At 64.6% G+C, this 25,753-nt stretch carries 30 protein-coding genes and 1 tRNA gene; 17 read left to right on the plus strand and 14 right to left on the minus strand.

The genetic code is table 11. From position 1 onward, the window contains the following. Positions 1 to 13 precede the first annotated feature (13 nt). Complete coding sequence (locus RUGAMON1_RS15685; RefSeq protein WP_445231372.1) at positions 14 to 640, plus strand: glutathione S-transferase family protein; 627 nt, start codon at positions 14 to 16, stop codon at positions 638 to 640. Here RUGAMON1_RS15685 and RUGAMON1_RS15690 read toward each other — a convergent pair. Continuing rightward, positions 637 to 1,005: a VOC family protein gene (locus tag RUGAMON1_RS15690; protein ID WP_445231373.1), complete on the minus strand. Its 369-nt coding sequence runs from the start codon at positions 1,003 to 1,005 to the stop codon at positions 637 to 639. The two genes, RUGAMON1_RS15685 and RUGAMON1_RS15690, sit on opposite strands and share 4 nt — an antisense overlap. A gap of 86 nt (positions 1,006 to 1,091) precedes the next feature. On the opposite strand from RUGAMON1_RS15690, the gene RUGAMON1_RS15695 reads away from it, so the two are divergent. Further along, the gene (locus RUGAMON1_RS15695; protein WP_445231374.1) at positions 1,092 to 1,271 is read left to right on the plus strand and encodes a hypothetical protein; all 180 of its coding nucleotides are present in this window, start codon (positions 1,092 to 1,094) and stop codon (positions 1,269 to 1,271) included. Here RUGAMON1_RS15695 and speD read toward each other — a convergent pair. The 5 genes from speD to RUGAMON1_RS15720 all read right to left on the minus strand — a co-directional run bounded on the left by speD (position 1,264) and on the right by RUGAMON1_RS15720 (position 4,744). Further along, positions 1,264 to 1,662, minus strand: coding sequence for an adenosylmethionine decarboxylase (gene speD / locus RUGAMON1_RS15700; RefSeq protein ID WP_445231375.1), 399 nt, complete (start codon positions 1,660 to 1,662; stop codon positions 1,264 to 1,266). The genes RUGAMON1_RS15695 and speD overlap by 8 nt on opposite strands. After that, a complete protein-coding gene (locus tag RUGAMON1_RS15705) occupies positions 1,659 to 1,841 on the minus strand; it encodes a hypothetical protein (RefSeq protein WP_445231376.1) in 183 nt (60 codons plus the stop codon). Before RUGAMON1_RS15705 ends, speD begins: the two co-directional genes overlap by 4 nt. Beyond that, positions 1,838 to 3,241, minus strand: coding sequence for a DUF4178 domain-containing protein (locus tag RUGAMON1_RS15710; RefSeq protein ID WP_445231377.1), 1,404 nt, complete (start codon positions 3,239 to 3,241; stop codon positions 1,838 to 1,840). Before RUGAMON1_RS15710 ends, RUGAMON1_RS15705 begins: the two co-directional genes overlap by 4 nt. 72 nt (positions 3,242 to 3,313) lie before the next feature. Continuing rightward, the gene (locus RUGAMON1_RS15715; RefSeq protein WP_445231378.1) at positions 3,314 to 4,342 is read right to left on the minus strand and encodes an SPFH domain-containing protein; all 1,029 of its coding nucleotides are present in this window, start codon (positions 4,340 to 4,342) and stop codon (positions 3,314 to 3,316) included. Between the two features lie 15 nt (positions 4,343 to 4,357). Next, complete coding sequence (locus RUGAMON1_RS15720) at positions 4,358 to 4,744, minus strand: DUF350 domain-containing protein (protein WP_445231379.1); 387 nt, start codon at positions 4,742 to 4,744, stop codon at positions 4,358 to 4,360. Positions 4,745 to 4,809: 65 nt separating this feature from the next. On the opposite strand from RUGAMON1_RS15720, the gene RUGAMON1_RS15725 reads away from it, so the two are divergent. The 4 genes from RUGAMON1_RS15725 (at position 4,810) to RUGAMON1_RS15740 (ending at position 10,350) form a co-directional block, all read left to right on the plus strand. Next, positions 4,810 to 6,321, plus strand: a complete 1,512-nt coding sequence (locus RUGAMON1_RS15725; protein WP_445231380.1) for a polyamine aminopropyltransferase — start codon at positions 4,810 to 4,812, stop codon at positions 6,319 to 6,321. After that, a complete protein-coding gene (locus tag RUGAMON1_RS15730) occupies positions 6,321 to 7,928 on the plus strand; it encodes an NAD(P)-binding protein (RefSeq protein ID WP_445231381.1) in 1,608 nt (535 codons plus the stop codon). The genes RUGAMON1_RS15725 and RUGAMON1_RS15730 overlap by 1 nt, the downstream gene beginning before the upstream one ends. A gap of 112 nt (positions 7,929 to 8,040) precedes the next feature. Further along, a complete protein-coding gene (locus RUGAMON1_RS15735; RefSeq protein WP_445231382.1) occupies positions 8,041 to 8,883 on the plus strand; it encodes a polyphosphate kinase 2 family protein in 843 nt (280 codons plus the stop codon). 12 nt (positions 8,884 to 8,895) lie between these two features. Continuing rightward, a complete protein-coding gene (locus RUGAMON1_RS15740; protein WP_445231383.1) occupies positions 8,896 to 10,350 on the plus strand; it encodes an NAD-dependent succinate-semialdehyde dehydrogenase in 1,455 nt (484 codons plus the stop codon). On the opposite strand, the gene RUGAMON1_RS15745 is transcribed toward RUGAMON1_RS15740, so the two are convergent. Further along, the gene (locus RUGAMON1_RS15745) at positions 10,347 to 11,399 is read right to left on the minus strand and encodes an extracellular catalytic domain type 2 short-chain-length polyhydroxyalkanoate depolymerase (RefSeq protein ID WP_445231384.1); all 1,053 of its coding nucleotides are present in this window, start codon (positions 11,397 to 11,399) and stop codon (positions 10,347 to 10,349) included. The genes RUGAMON1_RS15740 and RUGAMON1_RS15745 overlap by 4 nt on opposite strands. A 163-nt stretch (positions 11,400 to 11,562) precedes the next feature. Here RUGAMON1_RS15745 and RUGAMON1_RS15750 point away from each other — a divergent pair, with 163 nt between their 5' ends. The 3 genes from RUGAMON1_RS15750 to RUGAMON1_RS15760 all read left to right on the plus strand — a co-directional run bounded on the left by RUGAMON1_RS15750 (position 11,563) and on the right by RUGAMON1_RS15760 (position 13,040). Then, positions 11,563 to 12,165 carry a glutathione peroxidase gene (locus tag RUGAMON1_RS15750; RefSeq protein WP_332852741.1) on the plus strand — a complete coding sequence of 201 codons (603 nt, stop codon included), beginning with the start codon at positions 11,563 to 11,565 and terminating at the stop codon, positions 12,163 to 12,165. Positions 12,166 to 12,246: 81 nt separating this feature from the next. After that, a complete protein-coding gene (locus tag RUGAMON1_RS15755) occupies positions 12,247 to 12,501 on the plus strand; it encodes a hypothetical protein (RefSeq protein WP_445231385.1) in 255 nt (84 codons plus the stop codon). A 299-nt stretch (positions 12,502 to 12,800) separates the two neighbouring features. Next, a complete protein-coding gene (locus RUGAMON1_RS15760; RefSeq protein WP_445231386.1) occupies positions 12,801 to 13,040 on the plus strand; it encodes a hypothetical protein in 240 nt (79 codons plus the stop codon). 2 nt (positions 13,041 to 13,042) lie between these two features. On the opposite strand, the gene RUGAMON1_RS15765 is transcribed toward RUGAMON1_RS15760, so the two are convergent. Continuing rightward, positions 13,043 to 13,444 carry a rhodanese-like domain-containing protein gene (locus RUGAMON1_RS15765; RefSeq protein WP_332852745.1) on the minus strand — a complete coding sequence of 134 codons (402 nt, stop codon included), beginning with the start codon at positions 13,442 to 13,444 and terminating at the stop codon, positions 13,043 to 13,045. 97 nt (positions 13,445 to 13,541) lie between these two features. Here RUGAMON1_RS15765 and ftrA point away from each other — a divergent pair, with 97 nt between their 5' ends. Further along, complete coding sequence (gene ftrA / locus RUGAMON1_RS15770; RefSeq protein ID WP_445231387.1) at positions 13,542 to 14,498, plus strand: transcriptional regulator FtrA; 957 nt, start codon at positions 13,542 to 13,544, stop codon at positions 14,496 to 14,498. Positions 14,499 to 14,505: 7 nt separating this feature from the next. On the opposite strand, the gene RUGAMON1_RS15775 is transcribed toward ftrA, so the two are convergent. Beyond that, positions 14,506 to 15,288, minus strand: a complete 783-nt coding sequence (locus RUGAMON1_RS15775) for a substrate-binding periplasmic protein (RefSeq protein ID WP_445231388.1) — start codon at positions 15,286 to 15,288, stop codon at positions 14,506 to 14,508. Between the two features lie 118 nt (positions 15,289 to 15,406). Here RUGAMON1_RS15775 and RUGAMON1_RS15780 point away from each other — a divergent pair, with 118 nt between their 5' ends. Beyond that, positions 15,407 to 15,766 carry a DUF1428 domain-containing protein gene (locus RUGAMON1_RS15780; RefSeq protein ID WP_445231389.1) on the plus strand — a complete coding sequence of 120 codons (360 nt, stop codon included), beginning with the start codon at positions 15,407 to 15,409 and terminating at the stop codon, positions 15,764 to 15,766. After that, positions 15,766 to 16,227, plus strand: a complete 462-nt coding sequence (locus RUGAMON1_RS15785; RefSeq protein WP_445231390.1) for a GNAT family N-acetyltransferase — start codon at positions 15,766 to 15,768, stop codon at positions 16,225 to 16,227. Before RUGAMON1_RS15780 ends, RUGAMON1_RS15785 begins: the two co-directional genes overlap by 1 nt. Here RUGAMON1_RS15785 and pabB read toward each other — a convergent pair. Genes pabB through RUGAMON1_RS15800 form a run of 3 tightly spaced genes read right to left on the minus strand, consistent with a single transcriptional unit; the run spans position 16,224 to position 19,457 of the window. Further along, entirely contained in the window at positions 16,224 to 18,089 is a 1,866-nt protein-coding gene (pabB, locus tag RUGAMON1_RS15790) for an aminodeoxychorismate synthase component I (protein WP_445231391.1), read from the minus strand. The genes RUGAMON1_RS15785 and pabB overlap by 4 nt on opposite strands. A gap of 4 nt (positions 18,090 to 18,093) precedes the next feature. Further along, a complete protein-coding gene (gene slmA, locus RUGAMON1_RS15795) occupies positions 18,094 to 18,687 on the minus strand; it encodes a nucleoid occlusion factor SlmA (protein WP_116991241.1) in 594 nt (197 codons plus the stop codon). 41 nt (positions 18,688 to 18,728) lie between these two features. Next, complete coding sequence (locus RUGAMON1_RS15800; protein WP_445231392.1) at positions 18,729 to 19,457, minus strand: pyrimidine 5'-nucleotidase; 729 nt, start codon at positions 19,455 to 19,457, stop codon at positions 18,729 to 18,731. A gap of 25 nt (positions 19,458 to 19,482) precedes the next feature. On the opposite strand from RUGAMON1_RS15800, the gene RUGAMON1_RS15805 reads away from it, so the two are divergent. Further along, the gene (locus RUGAMON1_RS15805) at positions 19,483 to 20,412 is read left to right on the plus strand and encodes a TraB/GumN family protein (protein WP_445231393.1); all 930 of its coding nucleotides are present in this window, start codon (positions 19,483 to 19,485) and stop codon (positions 20,410 to 20,412) included. A gap of 35 nt (positions 20,413 to 20,447) precedes the next feature. On the opposite strand, the gene RUGAMON1_RS15810 is transcribed toward RUGAMON1_RS15805, so the two are convergent. Both RUGAMON1_RS15810 and argB read right to left on the minus strand, forming a co-directional pair. Beyond that, positions 20,448 to 20,522: transfer RNA gene (locus RUGAMON1_RS15810), tRNA-Thr, on the minus strand. Positions 20,523 to 20,576: 54 nt separating this feature from the next. After that, positions 20,577 to 21,470: an acetylglutamate kinase gene (argB, locus tag RUGAMON1_RS15815; protein ID WP_332852754.1), complete on the minus strand. Its 894-nt coding sequence runs from the start codon at positions 21,468 to 21,470 to the stop codon at positions 20,577 to 20,579. A gap of 145 nt (positions 21,471 to 21,615) precedes the next feature. Here argB and RUGAMON1_RS15820 point away from each other — a divergent pair, with 145 nt between their 5' ends. Genes RUGAMON1_RS15820 through RUGAMON1_RS15835 form a run of 4 tightly spaced genes read left to right on the plus strand, consistent with a single transcriptional unit; the run spans position 21,616 to position 25,746 of the window. Further along, positions 21,616 to 22,191: a sigma-70 family RNA polymerase sigma factor gene (locus RUGAMON1_RS15820; protein WP_445231394.1), complete on the plus strand. Its 576-nt coding sequence runs from the start codon at positions 21,616 to 21,618 to the stop codon at positions 22,189 to 22,191. Positions 22,192 to 22,236: 45 nt separating this feature from the next. Next, positions 22,237 to 22,461: a zf-HC2 domain-containing protein gene (locus tag RUGAMON1_RS15825; protein ID WP_445231395.1), complete on the plus strand. Its 225-nt coding sequence runs from the start codon at positions 22,237 to 22,239 to the stop codon at positions 22,459 to 22,461. Between the two features lie 9 nt (positions 22,462 to 22,470). Further along, complete coding sequence (locus RUGAMON1_RS15830; RefSeq protein WP_445231396.1) at positions 22,471 to 22,677, plus strand: cysteine-rich CWC family protein; 207 nt, start codon at positions 22,471 to 22,473, stop codon at positions 22,675 to 22,677. 12 nt (positions 22,678 to 22,689) lie between these two features. Beyond that, on the plus strand, positions 22,690 to 25,746 hold the full coding sequence (locus RUGAMON1_RS15835) for a hybrid sensor histidine kinase/response regulator (RefSeq protein WP_445231397.1): 3,057 nt from the start codon (positions 22,690 to 22,692) through the stop codon (positions 25,744 to 25,746). Positions 25,747 to 25,753 lie beyond the last annotated feature (7 nt).

The raw sequence follows: 25,753 nt of genomic DNA on the forward strand, positions 1-25,753 counted from the left end.
CAGGAGACCTGACATGGCACCACTGCTGACTTTGTACCACTGCCCGTATTCCCGCTCCACCGGCGTCATGACCTTGCTGGAAGAGCTGCATGCGCCCTACGACCTGCATGTGATGAACATGAAAAAGGGCGAGAACCGCGAAGCGGCCTACCTGGCCGTCAACCCGATGGGCAAGGTGCCGGCGGTCCGCCACGGCGACGCCGTCATCACCGAGCAAGTGGCGATCTACCTGTACCTGGCCGACCTGTTCCCGGCCGCCAAACTGGCGCCGCCGCTGGGCGATCCGCTGCGCGGGCCCTATCTGCGCTGGATGGCTTTCTACGGCAGCTGCTTCGAGCCGGCCATCGTCGACAAGTGGATGAAAAACACGCCGGCCGACAAGACCTCCTGCCACTACGGCGACTTCGACACCATGTTCAACACGCTGGTCGAACAGCTGTCCAAGGGCCCGTACCTGCTGGGCGAGCAGTTCAGCGCGCTGGACGTGTTGTGGGCGTCGGCCATGGGCTGGATGGGCGCCTACGAGCTGCTGCCCAAGCTGCCGGTGATCGAGCAGTACGTGGCGCGCGTGACGAGCCGGCCCGCTTTTGCCGCAGCCAATGCCAAGGACGGCGAACTGGCCGCCGCCCAGGCCGCCTAGCGCTTTTCTTCCATCACGGCCAGCAGGTGGCCGTCCGGGTCGCGGAAAAAGCCCATCCACAGTTCGTGGTCGGGCATTTTCGCGACCAGGTGCGGCGCCGCTTGAAACACCACGCCCTTCGCTTGCAGCTCGGCGGCCACCGCCTCAATCCGCTCGACCTTGAAATAGTGGCACACGCCGGTGCCGGCCTGCACCGGCGCCTTGCCCGAACCCTCCAGCATCAGGCGCACGCCGCCGCAATCGAAAAACACCAGCTCGCCGTAGCGAAACAGCTTGGGCAGCCCCAGGCTGTCGCCGTAAAACTGCTCCGAACGGTCGGCGTTGGAAACCGGCAGGGCGATCTGCCCCAAGCAAGAAAGCGTCATGGTGCGCACCTTTGAAAATTGCAGATTGTCATCTTCTATTTCCTGAGTGATAATTTGATGGACACGTTGTCCATCAGGGGAAATTCATGAAGAGAATACTCGCTTTGTCGTGCCTGTTGGCGATGGCGGCTTGCGCCCCGGTGCCGCGCATCGTCGACGTGCCGGCGCCCCAGATCGCCGCGCCCGTCATGACCGCCAACCTGCCACAGGAAGATGTGCCGCTGAAATTGATGTCGCCCAGCCAGAGCGCGGCCCGGGTCAACTGATCGCCGGCGGTGCGCGCCGCACCGTGTTGATGCGGCTGGAGGCAGGCTGCAAGGCCGTTTCGATGATGGTGAGCGCTAACTCGGGCTGCGCGTTGCCGCACATGAAGATGTCGGCGGCGGCAAAGCCGCATTCCGGCCAGGTGTGGATCGAGATGTGCGATTCCGCCAGCAGCACCACCCCGGTCACGCCCTGGCCCTCGCCAAAGCCGTGAAAATGACTGAACAGCACGCGCGCATGCGCGGCCTCGGCCGCTGCACGCAGCAGCGCGTCCAGTTCGGCGCAATTGCCCAGTTTTTCAGCAGCGATGCCGCTCAGGTCCGCCAGCAGATGCGTGCCGGCCGGCTGGTGGACCACCGGCTGCGCCGGGTCCGGGAGTGCTTCGCGTTTCACTTGTGGCCTCCGCCGCCGGAGCCGCCGCCGTAACTGCCGCCGCCGCCGCCGGTGTTCGAACTCCAGGTGCTGCCCCGGTAGCCGCTGCCGTAGTTGCTGCTGCCGCTCATGGCGCGCATCCAGCTGCTGCCCGAGGTGACCACGGAAACGATGATCGCGTAGATGAAGAATTTGCTCAAGATTTGTCCTCGTTGTCCATAAACCAGGCGGGCAGGTAGATCGCCGCCGCGCCGACCAGGCTGAGGAACCAGGTACCGGAAAAATTCATCAGCAACGGAATCGCATTAATCGCCAGCATGAACCAGATGATGTATTTGGCCGTATCGCGGTAGCGGCGCTTGCCGCCCTTGGCCGCCGCCGGCGCGCCCACGCGGCCCTTGAACTTGTCGCCGAACCAGGCCTTGAGCTGGTCGGCCGATACCGGCGAGGAGCGCGACCACGTCATCTCCTGCTCCGTGGTTTCGGACGCCAGCCGGATCTGGCCGGCCGAGAATTCCTCCACCCGCGTGCGGTCGCCCGCCGCTACCCGCCAGTTGAAGGCGCCGGCCGCGAAGGTCACCACCGAGCCGTAATCGTAGAGGCGGGAAAACTGCGACTTATCCACAGTCACCGTCGGCGCGCCGGGCGCGTACCATGCCGGCCATTCGGCCATCACGTTGGAACCGGACCAGCCCTCATCGGTCTCCACCAGCCACGAGAAGCCCGCGCGGGTGCCGTACATCAGGTACTCGTTCCACTGCGTGCCTTCGTCGTCGGCGCGGCGCATCATGCCGATGATGGTGAAGTCCTGGTTGTTGATTTTGGCGGTCGCGCCCAGTTCTATCGTCATCGGCACGGCGGCCACGCGTTCGCCGGCCGCCAGCACTTGCGCCTTCGGACTGGCGGCGTCGATCTGCGCGTGGCAGGCCGGGCACACCAAGGTTGCCGTCACGCCGGGGATGTATTTGATCGCGCTGCCGCAGGACGGGCAATCGAGCGCATCGAGCTTGCCGCGATACCGGCCGGCCGCGCGCTGGATGGTGTCGTCGTCGCGCAGCAGCTGGCACTTCATGCTCTCCAGCGTGACAGAGAGGCCGGTGTAGACCACGGGCCGCGGCGAATCCGAATAATCGAGCGTGATGAATTCGCCGCCGCGGCGGAAGTCCGCCACCTTGGCCTGGTAGCCTGCGCCGACCTTGAACGGCAGCTCGCCCTGGCCGCCGATGCAATCGGCGGTGCGGATTTCGGCGGCGATGTAGGGCGCGCCGTTGATCGGATAGCTACGGCCGGGCCGCAGCTGCTCGAAGGCGGGCAACTCGCCTTCGCCCTTGTACTGCGCGGTGACGGTGTACATGCCGGACGAATCGCCCAGCCACGAGGTGACGCCGTCGTCGAACAGCAGATACCACTCGTTCCACATGCCGGCCGAATAGCGCAGCTGGATGCGGCCGACCACCGTGAACTGGCGCTTGCCCAGCACCCCGGTGGTGCCGATCTGGATCGGCGAATAGTCCTCCAGCACGGACGACATCTTGCCCAGGTCCTTGACCGAGTCGGCGTCTTTGAGCACGCTGGTGCTGCAATATTCGCAGACAGCCATAACCGAGGCAGCCGAGCGGAATTTGACTTCCGCGCCGCAGCTGGGACAGGAAACGATTTGCATGTAGTGCGCTTAACCGAGCAGTTTTTTCAGCAGCTCGGCCTTGGTGCTGTCGTAGTCGGTAGCCGTGATCAAGCCCTTGTCGAGCAGACCCTTAAGTTTTTCCAGCCGCGCCTCGATCGAGTCCTCGGCCGGTGCTGCGGCCGCCGGAGCAGCCTGCGGCGCCAGCGACGCGCCGAGCGCCTGGCCCATCACCTGGCCCAGCTGCACGCCCGCGCCCAGGCCGACGCCGATGCCGGCCATGCCGCCCTCGTTCTGCGCCGCCATCGGAATTGCGCTGGCCACCTGGTACTTGGTGAAGCCGGCCATCTTGTCGGCGCTCATGCCGCCCTTCATGCCGGCGGAGATGCGCTCGTCCAGCGCGGCCTGCAGTTCTTCCGGCAGGCTGACGCTGGCGACGTTGAATTCATCGAGGCCGATGCCGTAGCGGCCGAACGCGGTGGCCAGGTCACCCTTGACCTGCTGCGCCATCAGCGCCTGGTTGGCCGCCATGTCGAGGAAGGGCACTTGCGCGCTGCCCAGCGAGCTGGCCATGGTCGCCATCAGGATGCCGCGCAGCTGGTCTTCCACCTCGTCGCGGGTGTAGGCCTCGCGGGTGCCGCTGATCTCCTTGAAGAACAGCCGCGGATCGGCCACGCGGTACGAGTACATGCCGAAGGCGCGCACGCGCACCATGTCGAAGTCCTTGTCGCGGATGGTGATCGGCTGCTGCGTGCCCCATTTGCGGCCGGTCTGCACGCGGGTGCTGAAATAATAGACATCCGACTTGAACGGCGAATCGAACAGCTTGTCCCAGTTTTTCAGGTTGGTCAGCACCGGCAGGGTTTGCGTGGTCAGCTTGTGGGTGCCGGGGCCGAACACGTCGGCGATCTGGCCCTCGTTGACGAACACCGCCATCTGCGATTCACGCACCACCAGCACGCCGCCGTTCTGAATCTCCTGGTCCTGCATCGGATAACGCCACGCCAGTACGCCGTCGACTTCCTCGTTCCACTGAAGTACGTCTATAAACTGCTTCTTGATAAAGCTGCCTAAGCCCATGATGGTCCTCGCTAATTATGAAATGCAGGCGCCGTTGATGGCGCCGATGGAAATGGAGATGGCGCTCAGCAGGCCGCCGAAGGCCGCGTTGTTGCCTTCGATCTGGTCCTTCGACATGTTCAGCACGCGCGTGGTGATGGCATAGGCCAGCATCTGCACCACCATCGCCCCGAGAGCCCAGGCGGAGAACTCCCGGTAATCGGCAGTATGCACCAGCGCCGAGGCGATGGTGATGGAAAAACCTATCAAGGCCCCGCCCAGCGATAGCGCCGCGGCGAAATTCCCCTGTCGTATCAGCAGCACCTCGTCGAAAGGCGTCATCCACGTGTAGGCTTTGAAAAATATCGCCAGCAGCACGGCGGCCAGCAAAAGATGGATCAGGTAGTTTAGGATGGCGGGCACGGCGCACCTTGGGTTAAAGTGGTTAACTTGCTAACGCTGAAACATATTAGAGCAAAAAGAGCTAAATGACCAAAAAGATTCTCATCCTGTCCGTCTTCGTCGTCGCTTCCTGCGGCCTGGCCTACGAATTGATCGCCGGCGCCCTGTCCAGTTACCTGCTGGGCGATTCCATCCTGCAGTTCTCCACCATCATCGGCTGCTATCTGTTCGCCATGGGCGTCGGCGCCCACTTTTCCAAGTATGTCAGGGATGAGGATGTGCTGGCGCGTTTTGTGGATATCGAGCTGGCGGTTGGCCTGGTCGGCGGGCTGTCGGCGGCGGTGCTGTTCCTGACCTTCTCGTGGATGGCGGCGCCGTTCCGCACGCTGCTGTACGTGATGGTGTTCCTGATCGGCGCCTTCGTCGGCATGGAAGTGCCGCTGGTGATGCGGGCGCTGAACGAGCGCAAGACCGAATTCAATGAGCTGGTCAGCCGCGTGCTGACTTTCGATTACCTGGGCGCGCTGGCCGTGTCGCTGCTGTTCCCGCTGGTGCTGGCGCCGTACCTGGGCCTGGTGCGCACCGGCTTCTTGTTCGGCATGTTGAATGTCGGCGTCGCGCTGTGGACGATTACGGCGTTTCGCACAGAGCTGAAAAACGTCACCGGCCGCATGCTGCGCGCCGCCAGCGTGATGTGTGTGCTGATTTTCGGCTTCGCCTTCGCCGACAAGATGACCTATTGGGGCGAGCATGGCCTGTTCGGCGACGAGATCGTGTACGCCACCACCACGCCCTACCAGCGGCTGGTGATCACGCGTTGGAAGGACGACCTGCGCCTGTACATCAACGGCAACCTGCAATTCTCCTCGCGCGACGAGTACCGCTATCACGAGGCGCTGGTGCATCCGGTGCTGCAACCGCTGCCTTGGGCGCGGCGCGTGCTGGTGCTGGGCGGCGGCGACGGCCTGGCGCTGCGCGAGATCCTGCGCTATCCGAACATCGAACAGGTCACGCTGGTCGACCTGGACCCGGCGATGACGGGCGCCTTCACCAAGCGCGAAGAGCTGGTCAAGCTCAATCACGGCTCCTTCAGCGACAAGCGCGTGCGCGTCATCAACGCCGACGCGGCGATCTGGCTGCAACACAGCGACGACATGTTCGACGCCGTCATCGTCGATTTCCCCGATCCGTCCAGTTTCGCGCTGGGCAAGCTGTATTCGGTGCCGTTCTACGGCATGGTGAAGAAGCACCTGTCCGCCAATGGCCTGATGGTGGTGCAATCGACCTCGCCGTTCTTCGCGCCGCACGCCTACTGGACCATCGACGCCACCTTGCGCGAAGTCGGGCTGAAGACCTATCCGTACCACGCCTACGTGCCGTCGTTCGGCGAATGGGGCTTCATTCTCGCCACGCCACAGGCGGACTACAAGCCGCCCACCGAATACCGCCTGCCGATGCGTTACCTGAACGCCGACACCACGCGCGAGATGTTCATCTTCCCGCCGGATATGAAGGCGCTGCCGATGGAGCCGAACCGCCTCAACACGCAGTCGCTGGTGCACGAGTTCGAGCAGGACTGGCGCAGGGTGATACGCTGATGCTGCGCCGCTCCTTCCTCGTATGGGCCGGCGCCAGCGGCGTGGTGGCGGCGGGCAGCGTGGCAGGATTTCATCGCTGGCAGGAGATCACGCCAACGGTCCACTATCCGGGCCGCGACGAGGGCCACTTCCTGCGCGACCGCCGCGCCTTGCCGCCGCCAGCGGAAGTTATCCACACCGACGTCGCCATCCTCGGCTCCGGCATTGCCGGCCTGACCGCCGCATGGAAGCTGAAAAAACTCGGCAAGACCGACGTGCTGATGATCGACGGCCCTCAGCCGCACGGCAACGCCGCCGGCGGCGCCTTCGGCGACCTCGAATATCCGACCGGCGCGCACTACCTGCCGCTGCCGTCGCCGGAATCGGTGCACGTGCGCGAGATCCTGGCCGACCTGGGCATCATCCAAAAAGATGCGATGGCGGAGAAGCCCTACTACGACGAGCGTTTCATCCTGCACGGGCCGGAGGAGCGGCTGCTGTTCAACGGCCACTGGCAGGACGGCTTCATCCCCACCGACGGCGTGCCGCAATGGGAGCGCGACGAGCACACACGCTTCTTCGCCGAGGTAACGCGGCTGCGCCAGACCCATGGCGCCGACGGCCGCCGCGTGTTCGTGTTCCCGACCGTGCTGTCGTCGGCAGACCCGCAGTGGCAGGCGCTGGACCGCATCACCCTCAAGCAGTGGCTGGAGCAAAACGGCTACAAGTCGCCGACGCTGCACTGGTACCTGAACTACTGCTGCCGCGACGACTACGGCACCCGCTACGACCAGGTCTCGGCCTGGGCCGGGCTGCACTACTATTGCAGCCGCTGGGGTCAGGCCGCCAACGCCGGCAACGGTGCCTGGCTCACTTGGCCGGGAGGCTTGCAGCCGCTGGCATCCGGCATCGAGCGCGCGGCCGGCGTCCAGCGCAAGGCCGGCACCGTGGTGTCGCTGAAGACCACGGCGAACGGCGTCGAGGCGCTGTGCTTCAAGCTGGAAAACGGCAAGCCGTCCACTTACATGGTCCGCGCGCGCAAGGCGATCTGCGCGATGCCCACCTACGTGGCGGCGCGGGTTGTGGATAACATCGGCGCCTACGGTTTTGATCCGGCCAAACACGTTCCCGACTACGCGCCGTGGATGGTGGCGAACTTCCTGCTCAAGCGCTTTCCGGACGAGCGTCCCAGCCAGCCGCTGTCGTGGGATAACGTGGTGTACAGCGAGCCGGGACTGGGTTTCGTCGTCTCCACCCACCAGGACATCCGCGTGCGGCCGCCGGAGAAGACCGTCTTCAGCGCCTACGTCGCCCTGTCGGACCGCAAGCCGGCCGCCGCGCGCCGCTGGCTGGAGGCGGCCAAGCCGGAGGAGCTGCTGGCGCTGGCCAGCGCCGACCTGAAGGAAGCCTATGGCTCGCAGTTCGCCTCCTGCGTCGAGCGGGTCGACATCACGCTGCGCGGGCACGCGATGGCGTCGCCGGGACCCAACTTCCGCAGCAACGCCGGCATGAAGGCGCTGCGCGAGGTCGATGGTCCCATCCTGTTCGCGCATGCCGACCTGTCGGGCTTCTCGGTGTTCGAGGAGGCCGCGTGGTGGGGTTATCGCGCCGCAACCCTCGCGGCCTAACCCCGACAAGTTGGGGTCTGACCCCGTGCGGGGTCAGACCCCTGTCGCCGCAGTGCGGGGTAAACGGTTTCCGCGCGCGCCGCCCGGCTTGCTGGAATGCTATGCTAGTGCCATGACACATAACGCCCGCCAGCGCTTCCGCGCCTCCGCCAAATTGAAACTGCGCGAAAAATATGCAGACGATGCGACTTTTTCCAGCCGTTCCGTCAATCCTGAACTGAGCAAGTCCAAGGCCAAGGCGTTGGACCACAAGCGCACCGCCGCGCTGATCGCCCGCATCGACGCCTTGCAGGACAAGCTGTATGCGCAGCACAACCGGAAGGTGCTGCTGATCCTGCAGGGCATGGACACCGCCGGCAAGGACGGCACGATACGCGCCATGTTCAGCGGCATCAGTCCGATGGGCGTGCGCGCTGCCGCCTTCAAGGCGCCGACCGACAACGAACTGGCGCACGACTACCTGTGGCGCGTGCACCAGCAGGTGCCGGTCAAGGGCGAGATCGCGATCTTCAACCGCAGCCACTACGAAGACGTGTTGATCACCAGGGTGCAGGGCATGATCGACGACGACGAATGCCAGCGCCGCTATGCGCAGATCCGCGATTTCGAGCGCATGCTGACGGAGACTGGCACGGTGATCGTCAAGGTGTTCCTGCACATCTCGAAGGAAGAGCAGCGCCAGCGCCTGCAGGAGCGGCTGGACGATCCCGACAAGCAGTGGAAATTCAATCCGACCGACGTCGAACAGCGCAAGAAGTGGAGCGAGTACCAGCGCGCCTACGAGCGGGCCATCCGCGAGACCAATGCGCCGCACGCGCCGTGGTACGTGGTGCCGGCCAATTCCAAAACCCACCGCAATCTGGTGGTCGCCAGCCTGCTGCTGGAGACCTTGGAAGACATGGACCTGGCGTATCCCGAGCCGCATCCCGACCTGTCCTCGTTCACCGTGGAATAAAGGAGCTTAACCATGTTGCAACTTAAAGATCCCACCCTGCTGCGCCAGCAGGGCTGCATCAACGGCGAGTGGAGCGACGCCGACAACGGCGCCACGCTGGCCGTGACCAATCCCGCCACTGGCGAGCAGCTCGGCACCGTGCCGCTGATGGGTACGGCCGAAACGCGCCGCGCCATCGCCGCCGCCAACGCGGCGTGGCCGGCCTGGCGCAAGAAGAGCGCCAAGGAACGCGCCGTCATCCTGCGCAAGTGGAATGACCTGATCCTGGAAAACACCGAAGACCTGGCGCAGCTGATGACGGCGGAGCAGGGCAAGCCGCTGGCCGAGTCGCGCGGCGAGGTGGCCTATGGCGCGTCGTTCATCGAATGGTTCGGCGAGGAAGCCAAGCGCGTGTCCGGCGAAACGCTGGCCTCGCCCTGGCCGGACCGCCGCCTGGTGGTGACCAAGGAGCCGATCGGCGTCTGCGCCGCCATCACGCCGTGGAACTTCCCGATCGCGATGATCACCCGCAAGGTCGGCCCGGCGCTGGCCGCCGGCTGCACCATGGTGCTCAAGCCCGCCGAATCGACGCCGTACTGCGCGCTGGCGCTGGCGGTATTGGCCGAGCGCGCGGGCGTGCCGGCCGGCGTGTTCAGCGTGGTGACCGGCACGCCGAAGGACATCGGCGCCGAAATGACATCCAACCCGACCGTACGCAAGCTGACCTTCACCGGCTCGACTGCGGTCGGCCGTTTGCTGATGGAGCAGAGCGCCAAGACCATCAAGAAGTTGTCGCTGGAGCTGGGCGGCAACGCGCCGTTCATTGTGTTCGACGATGCGGACCTTGATGCGGCGGTGGAGGGCGCGCTGGCCTCCAAGTACCGCAACGCCGGCCAGACCTGCGTCTGCGCCAACCGCATCTACGTGCAGGACGGCGTGTACGAGCAGTTCGCCGAAAAACTGGTGGCCGCCGTGGCCAAGCTCAAGGTCGGCAACGGCGCCGACGAAGGCGTCACCCAGGGACCGCTGATCGACGAGAAGGCGGTGCAGAAGGTCGAACAGCACGTGGCCGATGCCTTGGCCAAGGGCGGCCGCCTGCTGGCCGGCGGCAAGCGGCACGCGCTGGGCCACAGCTTCTTCCAGCCGACCGTGATCGCCGACGTCACCAGCGACATGATCGTCGCCACCGAGGAGACTTTCGGCCCGCTGGCGCCGTTGTTCCGCTTCACGACCGACGAGCAGGCCGTGGAACTGGCCAACAACACCGAGTTCGGCCTGGCCAGCTACTTCTATTCGCGCGACATTGGCCGCATCTGGCGCGTGGCCGAAGGGCTGGAGAGCGGCATGGTCGGCGTCAACACCGGCCTGATCTCCAACGAAATCGCGCCGTTCGGCGGTGTCAAGCAATCGGGCCTGGGGCGCGAAGGCTCGCACTACGGGCTGGACGACTACCTGGTCATCAAATACATCTGCCTCGGCGGCATTTAACGATGCGCGCCTAGCCGCACCAGCACGGTGGCCGGCGCCACGCCGGTCAGCCGGTCGACCATGCGCTTGACGGCCGCCATCTGGTGGCCGGATTTTTGCGCAAAGCGCGGATCGTCATACGAGAACCAGTCCCAGCAGGCGTTGGGATTGGTGTACGGGTAGATCGCCGACGCTTGCGGATACAGCACCACGATCTTGTTGCTGTCGGCCCAGGCGTTGTAGCCGGCGTGCTCGACGAAGGTGGTGCCGATGTTGTCCAGGTCCTGCAGGCAACCGTGGAAGGCTACGTGCAGCTTGCATCCTGCGCCGCTGTTGCCGTCGCAGGCCTTGGGCACGTACAGGTAGCCGGTGTTGGCCATGCCGTGCCAGTTGGGCAGCGGCAAAAAATCGGACTGGTCGAAGGCGATGAAGCGGCCGCCCAGCGTGCCGTTGTTGCGCGGCGTGAGCGGGCCGTAGATCCATCGCAGCAGCTCGCCCGCCGCGTCGTAGCCGCAGTTGTTGATGTAGGGCGTGCCCAGCGTGCTGCAGGTGTTGCCGTACTGGTCGGTCGGCATCGCGTGCTCGGCCGGCAGGTTGCGGGTGTAGGAGATGTGGTCGGCGTCGATATAGTGGCGATAGTAGAAGTACAGGTCGGTCATCACCGCCTGCGGCACGACGGAGTCGGCGCTGCCGGACAGCATCCAGATATGGTGGCCGGCCAGGGCGGCGGTGGGGTCGATGGTGCCGGAGTTGGCGAACCAATCGGTGAAGGCGATCAGGTCGTTGATGCGGGTGGCGCCCGGGCGCACACGACAGCCGAACAGCTCGCTGGTGCAGCTGCAACTGGTGGTGGCGGTGAACACGCTGCCCTGCGAACAGAAGTACGGCCCGCCGGCGATGACGCCGGCGCCCTGCACCGTCTCCGAGAAGGCCACCTCGAACTGCACCGCCATGTAGGCCCCGGACGAGAGGCCGGACACGGTGACTTGCGAGGTTGTCATATTCGGCAGCGCCACCTGCGCCTGGGCCGCGCCCATCAGCAGCCACAGCAAACACAATATTCTCATCATGGTCTCCTCGCCTCAGGTCTGCAGTGAGTGTGGGGCAGGACAGTGCCATTTGCTTAATTTCGCTCAATCGTGCGCGGGGCATGAGATTGTTATTCGCGGCCTCGGCAAGCAGGGTGTTGGCGTTTGGCATAGAATGGTTTTTTCCCTTTTTCGGCCCATCACCATGTCCAAGACCTTTGCCCAGTTATGCCTGCTTTCCTCGCTGACTTTGCTGGCCAGCGCGTCCGCGTTTGCGCAGGCGCCCGCCGCCGCGCCAACGGCGGCCCCGGCCGCTGCGGCGGGCAGCTGCCCGGCCATTCTCAAGCAGACCTTCAAACGCTTGCAGGATGAGTCGCCGCAGGACCTGTGCCAGTACGCCGGCAAGGTGATCCTGGTGGTCAACACGGCCAGCTATTGCGGCTTTACCAACCAGTACGAAGGCCTGGAAGCGATGTACGCCAAGTACGGCAGCAAGGGCCTGGTGGTGCTGGGCTTCCCGTCGAACGACTTCGGCCAGCAGGAGCCGGGCAGCAGCAAGGAAATCGCCGATTTCTGCTACAACACCTACGGCGTGAAGTTCCCGATGTTCGCCAAGTCGGTGGTGTCGGGCAAGGAGCCGAATCCGCTGTTCGCCAACCTGATCAAAATCACCGGCAAGGCGCCGGCCTGGAACTTCCACAAATACCTGATCGACCGCAACGGCAAGGTAGTGGAAAACTTCGGCAGCAAAGTCACGCCTAGCGACAAGCAACTGGTCGGTGCGGTGGAAAAAGCGCTGGCGCTGTAAGTTGTGCTGAACTTTTGAGCAGCGCCGGGGTCTACCAGTAACGGCTGCCCCGGCGGCTCAACCGCAGTGCAGGAGGATGCTATGGCGCGCAACAGAAAGATGCAGGTAGTAGTTCCGCCGGTTGTAGAGGATGCTGATCTGCGAGACAGCCGTCGTGTAGCCAAGGCCTTGCCCGTGGCAGTAGCCGCTTTGCCTTCTGAGCTGAGCCTGCGCTTTAAGAGCGATACACCGCTATTTTCCGCCTATCCCTCCGATCCAACTGTCGTCATCCGCAAACTCAAACGAAAAACCTCTCGTGGCCGCTTCGTTGGCGGCAAGTTTGTCGAAATAAAGTGAGCCTATTGCGTCCTGAGCGCGCTGAGCGGGGTCAGTTCCGGCAATGTGCCAAGATGTGCTGCATGCAGTGATGAAGGCCGCCCTTGTTGGCAGAGTGCCGGAACTGACCTCAGTGTCCTCCGTGTCCTCTGTACGCACAAACAAAGAGATTTTGTTCGATATCCGCGAAATGGGATCTCCTGCGGAGGCCATCACGCGGTGGCTGGATGTGGTTGCGCCGCTGTCGTGAACTTTTGAGCAGGGCCGGTGTCTACCAGTAATGGCTGCCCCGGCAGCTCAATCGGCAGAGTGGAGGCGCCATGCTTGATATCTCGGTTGGCAGCATTACAATCCGGACTAAACCGTCAACGGTCCTGCAATTGGTACGAGCGCGCAACATCGGCAAGCGCGCCGTGATTGCGCTCGCCGATGCGCTCGCCGAGCCGGGCACGCCCATCTTCAGCACCGATCCGCAAGACCCCCATCTGGTCATCCGTGAACTTGATGGCCGGGTGGCGAGAGGGTATTTTAAGGCGGGGAAGTTTGTCGAGGTCCCGTGACCTTACGCTGTCGCCAACGCGAATCCCTCATCCACCCATCCAGTAATCCCACCCGGCATCAGTTTGACCGGGCGGCCCAGTTGCGCCAGCCGTACTGCGGCGCGGGCGGCGCCGTTGCAGTGCGGGCCGGCGCAGTACACGACGAACAGCGTGTCGGCCGGGAACTCGGCCAGCTTGGAGCCGATGATCTTGCGGTGCGCCAGGTCCAGCGCGCCCGGCACGTGGCCGGCCGCGTATTTCTCCGTGCCGCGCACATCCAGCAAAACGAAATCCTGCGGGCCGTTGGTCAGCGCGTCGTGCACGTCCCAGCAGTCGGTTTCATAGCTGAAGCTGGCTTCAAAGCGGGCCAGCGCATCGCTGCTGGCGGCGGCGGGAATGGCGGCGACGAGGGACTTGGCGGACATCGTGATCTCCTTCAATGAGTGGACAGTGACGCCATTGTGCGATGCCGCCGCCATCGCCGGCAGTGGCGCACAAGCCATTCTGCGTTAAGATTGCGCCATGAAAAAACATCTGGTTGTCGCACTGGCCTACGACCGCCTGTGCACCTTCGAGTTCGGCTGCACGGTCGAACTGTTCGCGCTGGAGCGCCCCGAGCTGGAGGTGGACTGGTACGACTTCGCCGTCTGCGCCGTTGAACCGGGCCCGATCCGCGCGGCCGGCGGCATCACCGTGCAGGCGCCGTACGCGCCGGAGCTGCTGGAGCGGGCCGACACCATCGTCATCCCCGGCTGGCGCGACGCCGACGAGCTGCCGCCGCCGGCCGTGCTGGACATGATCCGCGCCGCCCACCGGCGCGGCGCCCGCCTGTGCTCGATCTGTTCCGGCGTGTTCGTGCTGGCCGCCGCCGGCGTGCTGGACGGCCAGCGCGCCACCACCCACTGGCGCTACGCCGACCGCCTGGCGCAACGTTATCCACAGATCCAGGTCCAGCCCGACGACTTGTACGTCGATAACGGCCAGATCATCACCGCCGCCGGTTCGGCCGCCGGACTCGACATGCTGCTGCATCTGGTGCGCAGGGATTACGGCGCCAAGGTCGGCAACCTGGTGGCGCAGCGGCTGGTGGTGGCGCCGCATCGCGAAGGCGGCCAGGCGCAGTTCCTGCCGCGGCCGATGGCGCAGGGCGAGCAGGGCCGCCTGTCGCGCCTGATGGATTGGCTGCGCAGCCACCCGGAACTGCCGCACACCGTCAACAGCATGGCCGAACGCGCCGCCATGAGTCCGCGCACCTTGCAGCGGCAGTTCCAGCAGGCCACCGGCCTCGGCCCGGTCGAATGGCTGATCCGCGAGCGCGTCGCCATCGTCAAGGACATGCTGGAGGTGGCGGACGTGCCGCTGGCGCAGATCGCCGAGCGCGCCGGTTTCGGTTCGGAGGAATCGCTGCGCCACCATTTCCGCCGCCTGGCCGCCACTACGCCGGGCGCCTACCGCCGCCGCTTCGCCCACGCGATTTAGGGGAGCGTTAGTCGATCTTGTAGCGCTTTTGCAGCGCTTTCAGATCGCCGGATGCTTCCAGCTTGCGCATGCCATCGGCCAGCGCGCGGATCCAGGTTTCGGCGCGCATGTCCTGCGTCGCGAAGCCGATGGTCAGGGGCAGTTCGTGTTCCAGGCAGCCCGCCTGGCGGATGCGGTCGGCCACATCGAGCCGTTTGCTCAATTGCGCCATGACGGCGGCATGTTCCAGCATCACACGATAGCGTCCGCCCAGTAACTTCTGGACATTGGTGGTGCCGGCCGATGCGCCGAAGGCCAGCGCGATGAGGGAAGGTGTATGCCGGTTGGCGGCAATATAGGCATCCATCGGCCCGTCGTCGTAGCCGTAGTCGTCGATCACGCCGACCACCTGTGTTTTGAGCGAACCGATGGTGTGAAACGTCCAGTCGTCGCCCACCCGCGTGTAGAAGCAGGCCCGCGACTGCGCCAGGGGAGCGCTCAGGCGCAGGCGCTGGTCGATCGGCGGCGCATACACCCCTTCGATATCGCCGTGCGCCGTTTGGGTGATGGCGCGGTTGAGCGGCATGAGCACCGGTTCCGCCCGATACCCTTCCAGCGCCATCGCCATCGCGGCCAGTTCCACCAGATAGCCGCTGGGAGGCTTGCCGTCGACCGCGCACACAAAGGGACACCAATCGTCCGAGCCCAGGCGGATCAACGGGGCGGCCCGTGCCAGCCCCGAGGATGCCAGCATGCCAGCGAGTAGCACAGCAGAAAATAGTCGGCCCAGTCGGCCAGCTTGGATAGTCATGCAGCTCTCCCACTACGATGGTACCCAAGCTTACCGCATTCACCGGCGCGCACGGCGCCGCTTGTCATTTCGGCCATATTTCGCTACCCTGAATTTCCAAACTGAGAAGGAGACAGCCATGTCCTATGTAGACGGTTTTGTGATTCCGGTGCCCAAGGAAAACGTTGAGGCGTACAAGAAAATGTCGCTGGAATGCGGCAAGGTCTGGAAGGAATTCGGCGCGCTCGAATTCCGCGAATGTATCGGCGACGATGTCCCGCCCGGCAAGGTGACGTCGTTCCCGCTCAGCGTCGACCTGAAGGATGGCGAGGCCGTGGTGTTTTCATGGATCGTCTATGCCTCCCGCGCCGCGCGCGACGAGATCAACGAGAAGGTGATGAAAGACCCGCGCATCGCCCATTACATGGATCCGAAGAACATGCCGTTCGACGGCAAGCGCATGATCTGGGGCGGCTTCGACATGATGATCGACCTGTGATGCTGGCGCGCCGATCCAGTCAGCCCGACGACGAGGCCTTCCTGCGCAGCGTGTACGCCTCCACCCGGGCCAACGAAATCGGCCTGTTCGGCTGGCACTCCAGCCAGGCCGAGATTTTCCTGCGCATGCAGTTCGACGCGCAGGACCGCCACTACCGCTCCGCCTATCCCGACGCGCAGTTCGATATCGTCGAACTGGATGGCGCGGCGATCGGCCGCATCTACGTTGCGCAGCGGCCGTCGGTTACGCACGTGATCGACATTGCGCTGCTGCCGCCGTGGCAAGGCCAGGGCATCGGCACGCAACTGCTGCAAGGCTTGCAGCGGGATGCCGCGCGCGATGGCGGCAGCATCAGCATGCATGTGGAGGGCAGCAACCCGGCGCAGCGTTTGTATGAGCGCCTGGGCTTTCGCGTGACCGGCGACGCCGGCCCCTACAAGATGCTGGAATGGCGTTCCTAGCCTGCCGTTGCCAATACGGCTCGCATGGCGCCGCGCAGGGCGTTGCAGACGATGATTTCATCGGCCGCCGCCAGCATCGCCCGCGTGATGACGGCCTCGCCGGCCTGCCACAGCGGATCGTCCAGCATCACGCCGCGCATTACGCCGGGCAGCACGCCGCTGCTCAGGGGCGGCGTCAGCCAGCGGCCGTCCACGCGCACGAAGACGTTGGTGCGGCCGCCTTCGGTCAGCTCGCCGCGCTCGTTGAAGAACAGCGTATCGAAAGCGCCCTGCGCCTCGGCCTCGCGCCAGGCGGCGTCGTAGCGGCTGCGGATGCTGGTTTTATGGCGCAGGAACAGGTCGCCCGATTCGGTGGCGTCCGGCGCCAGCAGCACGCGCACCGGTTCCGTCAACGGCGTCACCGGCGCATGCTGCACCGAGTACGCGCCCGCTGAACTGAGCGCCAATCGCAGCCGGTAGTCGACGCCCGCGTCCAGCATCGTGCAGGCGGTGTCGAGGTAAGCGTCGGCCGCCGCCGCGTCCCAGGCGTAGCCGAAGCAGGCCGCCGATGCGGCCAGCCGCTTCAGGTGGCGGTCACGATGGCGCACGCCGTCGGCCCGCGTGGCGCGCATGGTCTCGAAAATCTCGAAGTCGTTTTTCAGGCCGGTGAGGAAGCGCGCCTTGAGCTGGCATTCGGCGTATTCCTCTTGCGCATCGCTGTCGAAGACGATGCCGGCGCCCACGCCCATCTCGCCGCGGCGCGCGCCGTTCGGGCTGGCCGGCGCTTGCAGCGTCAGCGTGCGGATCGGCACCGACATGCAGAAGTCGCCCACCTTGCCGCTGTTGTCATCCTTGCGCGGATCGAACCAGCCGATGGCGCCGGTGTAGATGCCGCGCGGGTCCGGCTCCAGTTCGCGGATGATCTCCATCGTGCGCCGCTTGGGCGCGCCGGTGATCGAGCCGCATGGATACAGCGCGGTGAAGATGTCGGCCAGCGTGGCGTCGTCGCGCAGCTTGGCGGTGATGGTGGACGTCATTTGCAGCACGCTGCTGTAGCGGTGCACCTCGAACAGCGCAGGCACCGTCACGCTGCCGGTTTGGGCGATGCGGGCGATGTCGTTGCGCAGCAGGTCGACGATCATCAGGTTTTCGGCACGGTTCTTCGGATCGGCGGCCAGCGTGGTGGCGCGCAGGATGTTCTCGGCCGATTGCGACGGCGGTGCGGCGGGCGCGGTGCCCTTCATCGGGCGCGCCGTCAGCACGCCGTCCTCGTGGCGCACGAACAGCTCGGGCGACAGCGACAGGATGGCGCTGCCGTCCTCCAGCCGTACCAGCGCGCCGTAGGGCACCGGCTGGCGGCCGCGCAGGCGCGCATACAGCGCGTGGATGCTGCCGAAGGCGTCAAAACGCAGCCTGTACGTGTAATTGACCTGGTAGGTGTCGCCGGCCTCGATGTAGTCGTGAATGCGCGCCAGGGCGCCGCTAAAGGCTTCCTGGTCGATGTTGGCGCGGACGTTGGCGATGCCGGATGGACGGTCGACCGGGAAGGAGCGCGCCGCCAGCCAGTCGCCCACTTCGTCCGACGACAGCTGGGCGCAGTGCGAGAACAGCAGGATCTGCGCCAGCGGCGGGGCTTCCGCAGTGCGGGGGACGGATGCGCCCAGCTCCAGCAGCTCCGCTCCCAGCTCGTAGCTGCATACGGTGACGGCGTATTCGCCGCGCGTCAGCGCCGCCTGCATCCGCTCCAGCAGCTGCGGCCACTGGCCGATGTCGTCGCAACGCAGCGTGCCGGTGTGGCCGGTGTACAGGCGCGAACGCGCGCCCGGAGTATGCGTACCTTCCGGGCTGGCGTCATCGAGCAGTGCAAAGCATTCAGCGTCCATCTATTCAGCGTTCATCTTCTACGTACGGCAGCAACAGGGCGATTTGCAGCGGCGCGTCCTGCGCCGGGTTGTTCTTGAATCCACTCTTGGCGTAACGGTGCCAGCGGCCGATGACGAAACTCACCAGCATGCCGGCGCGCGCGGCCACTTCCGCTTCGTGCGCCTGGCCTTCGGTCACGGCCAGCCGCAAGGCCTGCTTCAGCGCCAGCTCGACGCGGTCGTAGAACTGGTTCATGCGCAGCTGCAGGCGCTCGTCCTCGTTGACCAGCGCCTCGCCGGTCAGCACCCGCGTCATACCCGGATTCTGGCTGGCGAAGTTGAGCAGCATGCCGAGGATGTCGCGCGCCTGCGCCAAGCCGTCGCTCTGGCGTTCGGCGATCTGGTTGATCAAGCCGAACACCGACGACTCGATAAACTCGATCAGCCCCTCGAACATCTGCGCCTTGCTGGCGAAGTGCCGGTACAGCGCGGCCTCGGAAAACTCCAGCTTGCGCGCCAGCGCAGCGGTGGTGATCTTCTCGCCTTTGGGTTGTTCCAGCATCTCCGCCAGCGCCTGCAAAATTTGCATGCGGCGCTGGCCCGGCGGGTTGCTTGCCATGTGATCTCGCGGATAAGTGAATGGATGTGTAAGTTTTTCGTTCAGCGCAGGTGATGCAGACGTGCCGGCAGTTTCCTGACAGATTTTACTTTGACATCGACATAAGCGGGGCGAATTAAGCTTTTTTGCGGGTGCGCCAGGCCGACCGCGTCGCCCACTTTCAGGTACTGCGTGACCCACGCGGTGCGCATGCCCAGTGCGTGGGCGCTGCGCAGGTTGGCCAGCGTGTCCTCGACCAGCACGCAGCGGCCGGGCGTCAGTCCATGGCTGCGCATCAGCTTACGCAGCAGCAGCTTGGACGGCTTGGGCCGCATCTGCCGGTGCACCGTCATCGATTCGACCGAGATGTGGTGGCTGAAGTGGCGCTGCAAGCCCAGGTGGCGCAGCACCTGCGTCGAATAGCGGTGCGGCGCGTTGGTCAGCAGGATTTTGCGGCCGGGCAGGCGGCGCAGCAGCTGGCGCAGGCCGCGTTCGGCGCGGATCATGTCGGTCAGGCCGTCGAAGCGGTGTGTTTCGTCGAGAAAGTGCGCGGCTTTTACGCCATGGTGCTTCACCAGTCCCAGCATGGTCGCGCCGTAGCGCCGCCAGTACAGGGTGCGTGCGGCGTTGACGGCGTCCGCGCCGGCGGGCGTGACGCCGTCGCCCAGCACATTGGCGATGTAGGCGTTCATGTTGGCCATCAGCGCCGGGAAGATCGCATGTGAGGCGTTATGCAGCGTGTTATCCAGATCGAATAGCCACACCGGGGCGTTGCGAGTAATAATGTTCACTTCAATTCAGTCATCCAAGGAAGCCATGCGGGTAGCCATACAGCGCCAGATTATAGTGATGTTCTGGACTTTGTTCTCATTGTCCTCCCTGATGGTTACGTCGGCGTGGGCCGCCGACAAGGGGCCGGCCCCCAACCACGGCGCCTTGTTCAAGGTGCAGCAGGGCGGACATACACTGTACCTGTTCGGCACCATCCACGTCGGCGCGGCCGATTTCTATCCGCTGGAGCCGCGCATCGCCGCCGCGCTGAAGAAGGCGCCGGTGCTGGCGCTGGAGATCGATCCGCTGGGCGACCAGCAGCCGCTGATGCGCGCCGTGCAGCGCCACGGCATGCTGACCAGGGGCGGGCCGGCCGGCCCGGAACTGTCGGCCGACTGGCGCCTGCGGCTGGACCGCCTGCTCAAGCAGTACAACATCGAACCGGAGACCGTGGCGGCGATGAAGCCCTGGCTGCTGGCCAGCCTGCTGACGGTGAGCGAGTTCTCGGCCCAGGGTTACGAGGCGGCGCTGGCGGTGGACGCCCATTTGTCGCGGCAGGCTCACGGACGCGGCCAGAAAGTGGTCGAGCTGGAATCGGCCGAGAGCCAGATGGCCTTGTTCGACCAGATGAGCGCCGCCGAGCAGCTGACCTTCCTGCAGGAGGCCATCGCCGGCATCGAGGACAAGGAACAGGCCAACCAGGCGCGCGAGATCGCCGACGCCTGGCGCAAGGCCGACGTCATCGCGCTGGACGCGCTGGCGCTCAAGGCAGAGATGGACGACAGCTTTTCCGGCCGCTTCGTGCAGAAGGTGCTGCTGGACGGACGCAACCCCACGCTGGCCGACGGCATGGCCAAGCTGATGGCGCGCGAGAACAATAGCGTGGCGGCGATCGGCATACTGCATTTGATCGGTAACGGAAGCGTGCCGGAACTGCTGCGCAAACGCGGCATGACGGTAGAGCGGATTTACTAAGGGAGAGGGTGCTGCAGGGAGGGGTATTGCAGAGATGGTGCCCTTTACGTGGATTGAACACGTGGCCTCTCCCTTACCAAGGGAGTGCTCTACCACTGAGCTAAAAGGGCGTACTGGTATGACGATGCACTTGAAATCGCGGCTAAAAGTGCATCGCCGTTTTTTCAGTGAGACCGGATCATAGTGCCAAAAGCCTGTTCGGTCAACACCTCGAGCAATAAACTGTGTTCAATTCGCCCGTCGATGATGTGAACCGTGTTGACGCCCGACTTGGCCGCGTCCAGGGCTGATGAAATTTTAGGCAGCATGCCGCCCGAAATCGTCCCGTCGGCGAACATCTCGTCGATCTCGCGCGCCGACAAATCGGTCACCAGGTTGCCCTGCTTGTCCTGCACGCCGGCGATGTTGGTCATCATGATCAGCTTTTCAGCCTTCAGGATCTCGGCGATCTTGCCGGCGACGACGTCGGCGTTGATGTTGTACGCCTGGCCATCCTGGCCGAAGCCGATCGGCGAAATGATCGGGATGAAGGCGTCGTCCTGCAGAGCCTTGACCACGGCCGGGTTGATCGCGTCGATCTCGCCGACGAAGCCGATGTCGAGGAACTGGCCCGGATTGTCCCGGTCTGGCATGGCCATCTTCTTGGCGCGTATCAGGCCGCCGTCCTTGCCGGTCAGGCCGACCGCCTGGCCGCCGTAGTGATTAATCAGCATCACGATGTCCTGCTGGACTTCGCCGCCCAGCACCCACTCCACCACTTCCATGGTTTCTTCGTCGGTGATGCGCATGCCCTGCACGAAGGTGCCTTGCTTGCCGATTTTTTTCAGCGCGTTGTCGATCTGCGGACCGCCGCCGTGTACCACGACCGGATTCATGCCCACCAGTTTGAGCAAAATGACATCGCGGGCGAAGCCGTGTTTCAGGCGCTCGTCGGTCATCGCGTTGCCGCCGTATTTGATGACAATGGTCTTGCCATGGAAATTACGGATGTAGGGCAGGGCTTCAGCCAGGATCTGCGCCTTGATCTGCGGCGCCACCGCGGTCAAGTCGTCAGTCATGCCTAAGTTAAGGTTAGTCAGTTGGGTCATGGCGAGTCCGGTTAGAAAATTCTGTGCAATTTTACAGCCTGATGCTGCAATCAACCATGCATTATAGGGCTATCCGGTTGTATTTTCCCGGATCATCCGATACGCTGGCCGTCATATGAGCCCTATCGATACCCTTCACCGCCAACTGGAAGTCATGCGCCCCCTGCTTGTCCGATTTGCACAGTTGCAAATACGGAATCAGGCCCTGGCCGAAGACGCGGTCCAGGACGCGCTGATCGCCGTGCTGGAGAAACCCGAACGTTTCAATGGACAGTCCTCCCTGCGCACCTATGTGACGGGCATCTTGAAGTACAAGATCATCGACTGCCTGCGCGCCAGCTCGCGCGAGCGCCAGATCGACACCGCCGAGGACCAGTCCGAGGACGACGCCATCGACGCGCTGTTCAAGGCCGACGGCCACACCGTCGAACAGCCGCTGGCCTGGGGCGACCCGGATGCCACGCTGGAGCAGAAGGATTTCTTCAAGGTGCTGGAGATTTGCCTGGAAAAGCTGCCCGCCAAGACCGCCCGCATCTTCATGATGCGCGAATGGCTGGAGCTGGAAACCGACGAAATTTGTAAGGAACTGGCGATTACAACGTCTAATGCCTGGGTGCTCTTGTACCGGGCTCGCATGCGTCTGCGCGAGTGCCTGGACTTGAACTGGTTTGGCAACCGCCAGGCCACGTGACCGCGCCACTTATTGTCTGCGACTATGGAACCACATAAAACCGGCTTGAAACCTACCTGCCGCGAAGTGCACCGGCTGGTGTCGGAAGGGATGGACCGTGACTTGTCCTTCATCGAGCGCACCCGCATGCGGCTGCACCTGATGGTATGCGACGCCTGTACCCGGTTCAACGGCCAGATGTCGCTGCTGCGCACCGCCATGCACCGCTTCCCGGACGACAGCCCGCCGCCGCTGGACGACGACGAGCACGCGGGACATCATCACCCGTAGGCGCGCGCCATGAGCACCTGTTCGCGCTGCGGCGCCCAATTCAGCTGCGCCATGGTGGACGCCGATCCGGCGGCGCCGGCGCAGCCTTGCTGGTGCACCTACTTGCCGGCCTCGCTGCCGGTGCCGTCCGCGCCGGGCGCCAGCTGCTGGTGCCCGGATTGTCTGAAACAGCATATTTTGAACCAATGCGCCGACCCTCCCAAACCGGCCGGCTAGCCTGAAGGAAGCATGATGCGCCGTTTTAGCGACATGGGTATCCGCGCGCGCATCAGCAGCGGTTACATCATCCTGATCCTGCTGATGGTAGGCGTGATCCTTGTCGGCGTGAGCCGCATCTACGCCATCCGCGGCGAGAGCGACCATATCCTGCACCAGGACTGGGCCGCCAGCGCCGCCATCAATGCCATCGATACGCAGTCGCGCGAGGCGGCGACCCGCATCATCACGCTGATCATCCAGAAGGACCAGAAGCATCGCGTCGACAGCTACAGCCGCATCGACCGCATCAAGTTCGATATCGACGCCCAGCTGGAGCTGCTGGCCAAGCTGGACGCCACGCCGGAAGCGCGGGCGCAGATCGAAAAGGTCAAGCAGGCGCGCGCCGCCTACTACGACACCTTCATCTCCGTGGCCGATATGGTGGAGGCCGAGGACCGTGACCAGGCCGAAGAAAAGATGAACGCGATGGCGCTGCCTGCGCTGGATCACCTGCTGGAGCAGATCAGGATACTGGGGCAGCTGCAGCAAAGCCAGGTGATGGCCAGCGCCGAACGTGCGCGCGCCGACATCAATTTTTCGCTGGGGCTGATCTCGCTGATGGGCGGCGCGGCGGTGCTGGTGGGGATAGGCTTCGGCTTTTCGGCGCGCTCGATCACGCGGCCGCTGGAGGCTGCGATCGGCATCGCCAAGCGGGTCGGCCAGGGCGACCTCAGTTCCGTGATCGAGGTGACGTCGCAGGACGAGACGGGCGAACTGCTGCACGCGCTGAAGCTGATGACGGCCAGCCTGGCGGCCGAGCAGCAGCTGCGCCACGCGGTGACGGTGGCCGAGGACGCGACCAAGATGAAGTCCGACTTCCTGGCCAATATGTCGCACGAGATCCGCACGCCGATGAACGGCATCATCGGCATGACCCATCTGGCGCTGCAGACCGACCTCACGCCCAAGCAGCGCAACTACCTGGAGAAGGTGGAAGGCGCGGCCAAGAACCTGCTGGGCATCATCAACGACATCCTGGACTTCTCGAAGATCGAGGCCGGCAAGCTGGCCTTCGAGCAGGTCGATTTCTACGTCGAAGACGTGATGGCGAATATCGCCGACCTGTCCGTCATGCGGGCGCAGGACAAGGGCCTGGAGCTGCTGTTCGATGTGGCACCGGACGTGCCGCAGGCGCTGGTCGGCGATCCGCTGCGCTTCGGCCAGGTGATGATCAACCTGACCAACAACGCCATCAAGTTCACCCAGCAGGGCGAGATCGTGGTGACGATCCACGTGCAGGAACGGCTGCCGGAGCAGCGCGTGCGCCTGCGCGTCGACGTGCGCGACACCGGCCCGGGCCTGACGCCGGAGCAGCAGGCGCGCCTGTTCCAGGCCTTCTCGCAGGCCGACACCTCGACCACGCGCCACCACGGCGGCACCGGCCTGGGGCTGACCATCAGCAAGCGCCTGGTCGAGCTTATGGACGGCGAGATCGGGCTGGAAAGCCAGCCCGGCGTCGGCAGCACCTTCTACTTCACGGCGGTATTCGGCGTCGCCACCGTCGAGGAGCCGCTGCCGCTGCCGGACATTTCCGGCCTGCGCGCACTGGTGGTGGACGACAACGCCAGCGCCCGCGAAATCTTCATGGGCATGTTGGCCACGATGAAGTTCAACGCCGCCTGCGCCGACAGCGGCCAGCGCGCCGTCGACATGGCAGCGCAGGCCCGCAGCGAAGGCCGGCCGTTCAATGTCGTGCTGCTGGACTGGCAAATGCCCGGCATGAACGGCCTGGAGACGCTGCAGGCGATCCGCGAGCAGGCCACGGCCGGCGGCGCCGAGCCGCCGGCCTTCATCATGGTCACCGCCTACAACCGCGACGTGCTGATGGAGGAGGCGCGCGGCATCGACATCGACGCCATGCTGAACAAGCCGGTCAGCGCGTCGACGCTGCTCGATTCGATTTCCACCGTGTTCGGCAAGGACCTGAGCCGCTGCCGCAGCACGCGCCGCCGCGCCGACTACATGGCGGCCGAAGAGGCGATGCGTGGCGCCTACCTGCTGCTGGTCGAGGACAACGAGGTCAATCAGGAAGTGGCGCAGCAGATCCTCAGCGACGCCGGCATCCGCGTCGACATCGCCGTCAACGGCGCGATGGCGCTGGCCAAAATCGCCGTGGCCGACTATGACGGCGTGCTGATGGACTGCCAGATGCCGGTCATGGACGGCTACGACGCCACCCGCAAGCTGCGCGAGGATGCGCGCTACGCCGGCCTGCCGGTGATCGCCATGACCGCCAACGCCATGGTGGGCGACAAGGAGAAGTGCCTGGCCGCCGGCATGAACGACTTCATCGCCAAGCCTATCGACGTGGCGCAGTTGTTCACCACGCTGGCGCGCTGGGTCACGGTGAAGAATCCGCTGGCGCCCGAAGCGGAGGCCGAAACGCCGCCCGGCGCCGCCCGCGACGAAGCGCTGCCGGTGGTCGCCGGCCTGCGCATGGAAGCCGCGCTGCAGCGGGTGGGGGGTAATGTTAAGCTGATGCGCAAGCTGCTGTCGCGCTTTGTCGAAACCCAGATCGACGCCATGCAGCGCATCGCCACCGCCATCGAAAACAACGACTTGGCCGGGGCCACGCGCGAGGCGCATACTGTCAAGGGCCTGGCCGGCAATATCGGCGCCGGCGGCATGGCCGATGCGGCCGGCAAGGTGGAGCAAATGCTGGCGATGGGCGCGACCAAGGGCCGTGACGAAGCCATCGCCGACATGGCGGGCGAATTGAACGACCTGGTGGCGCGCATTGCGATGGCGATATCGATGGAAGACAAGCCGGCCGCCGGCGAAACCGCGCCGGCCACACAGGCGGTGGATAAGGATGAATTGACGGCATTGGCGCACGAGATGGCGCGCCTGCTGGCGCAGGACGACGGCGCCGCCGTTAAGCTGCTGGACCGCCTGTGCGGCGCGCTGACCAGCGCCGGGCAGGCCGAACATGCGCGCCAGATGCGGCGCATGCTGGGACAATATGATTTTGAAGGCGCGCTGGATGAACTGAAGGCCGCCGCCGATGCATTGAACATCGCCTTGTGAAGAGAGA

Source organism: Duganella rhizosphaerae (genome assembly GCF_040364205.1).
In the GTDB taxonomy this organism is placed as follows: Bacteria; Pseudomonadota; Gammaproteobacteria; order Burkholderiales; family Burkholderiaceae_D; genus Rugamonas; species Rugamonas rhizosphaerae.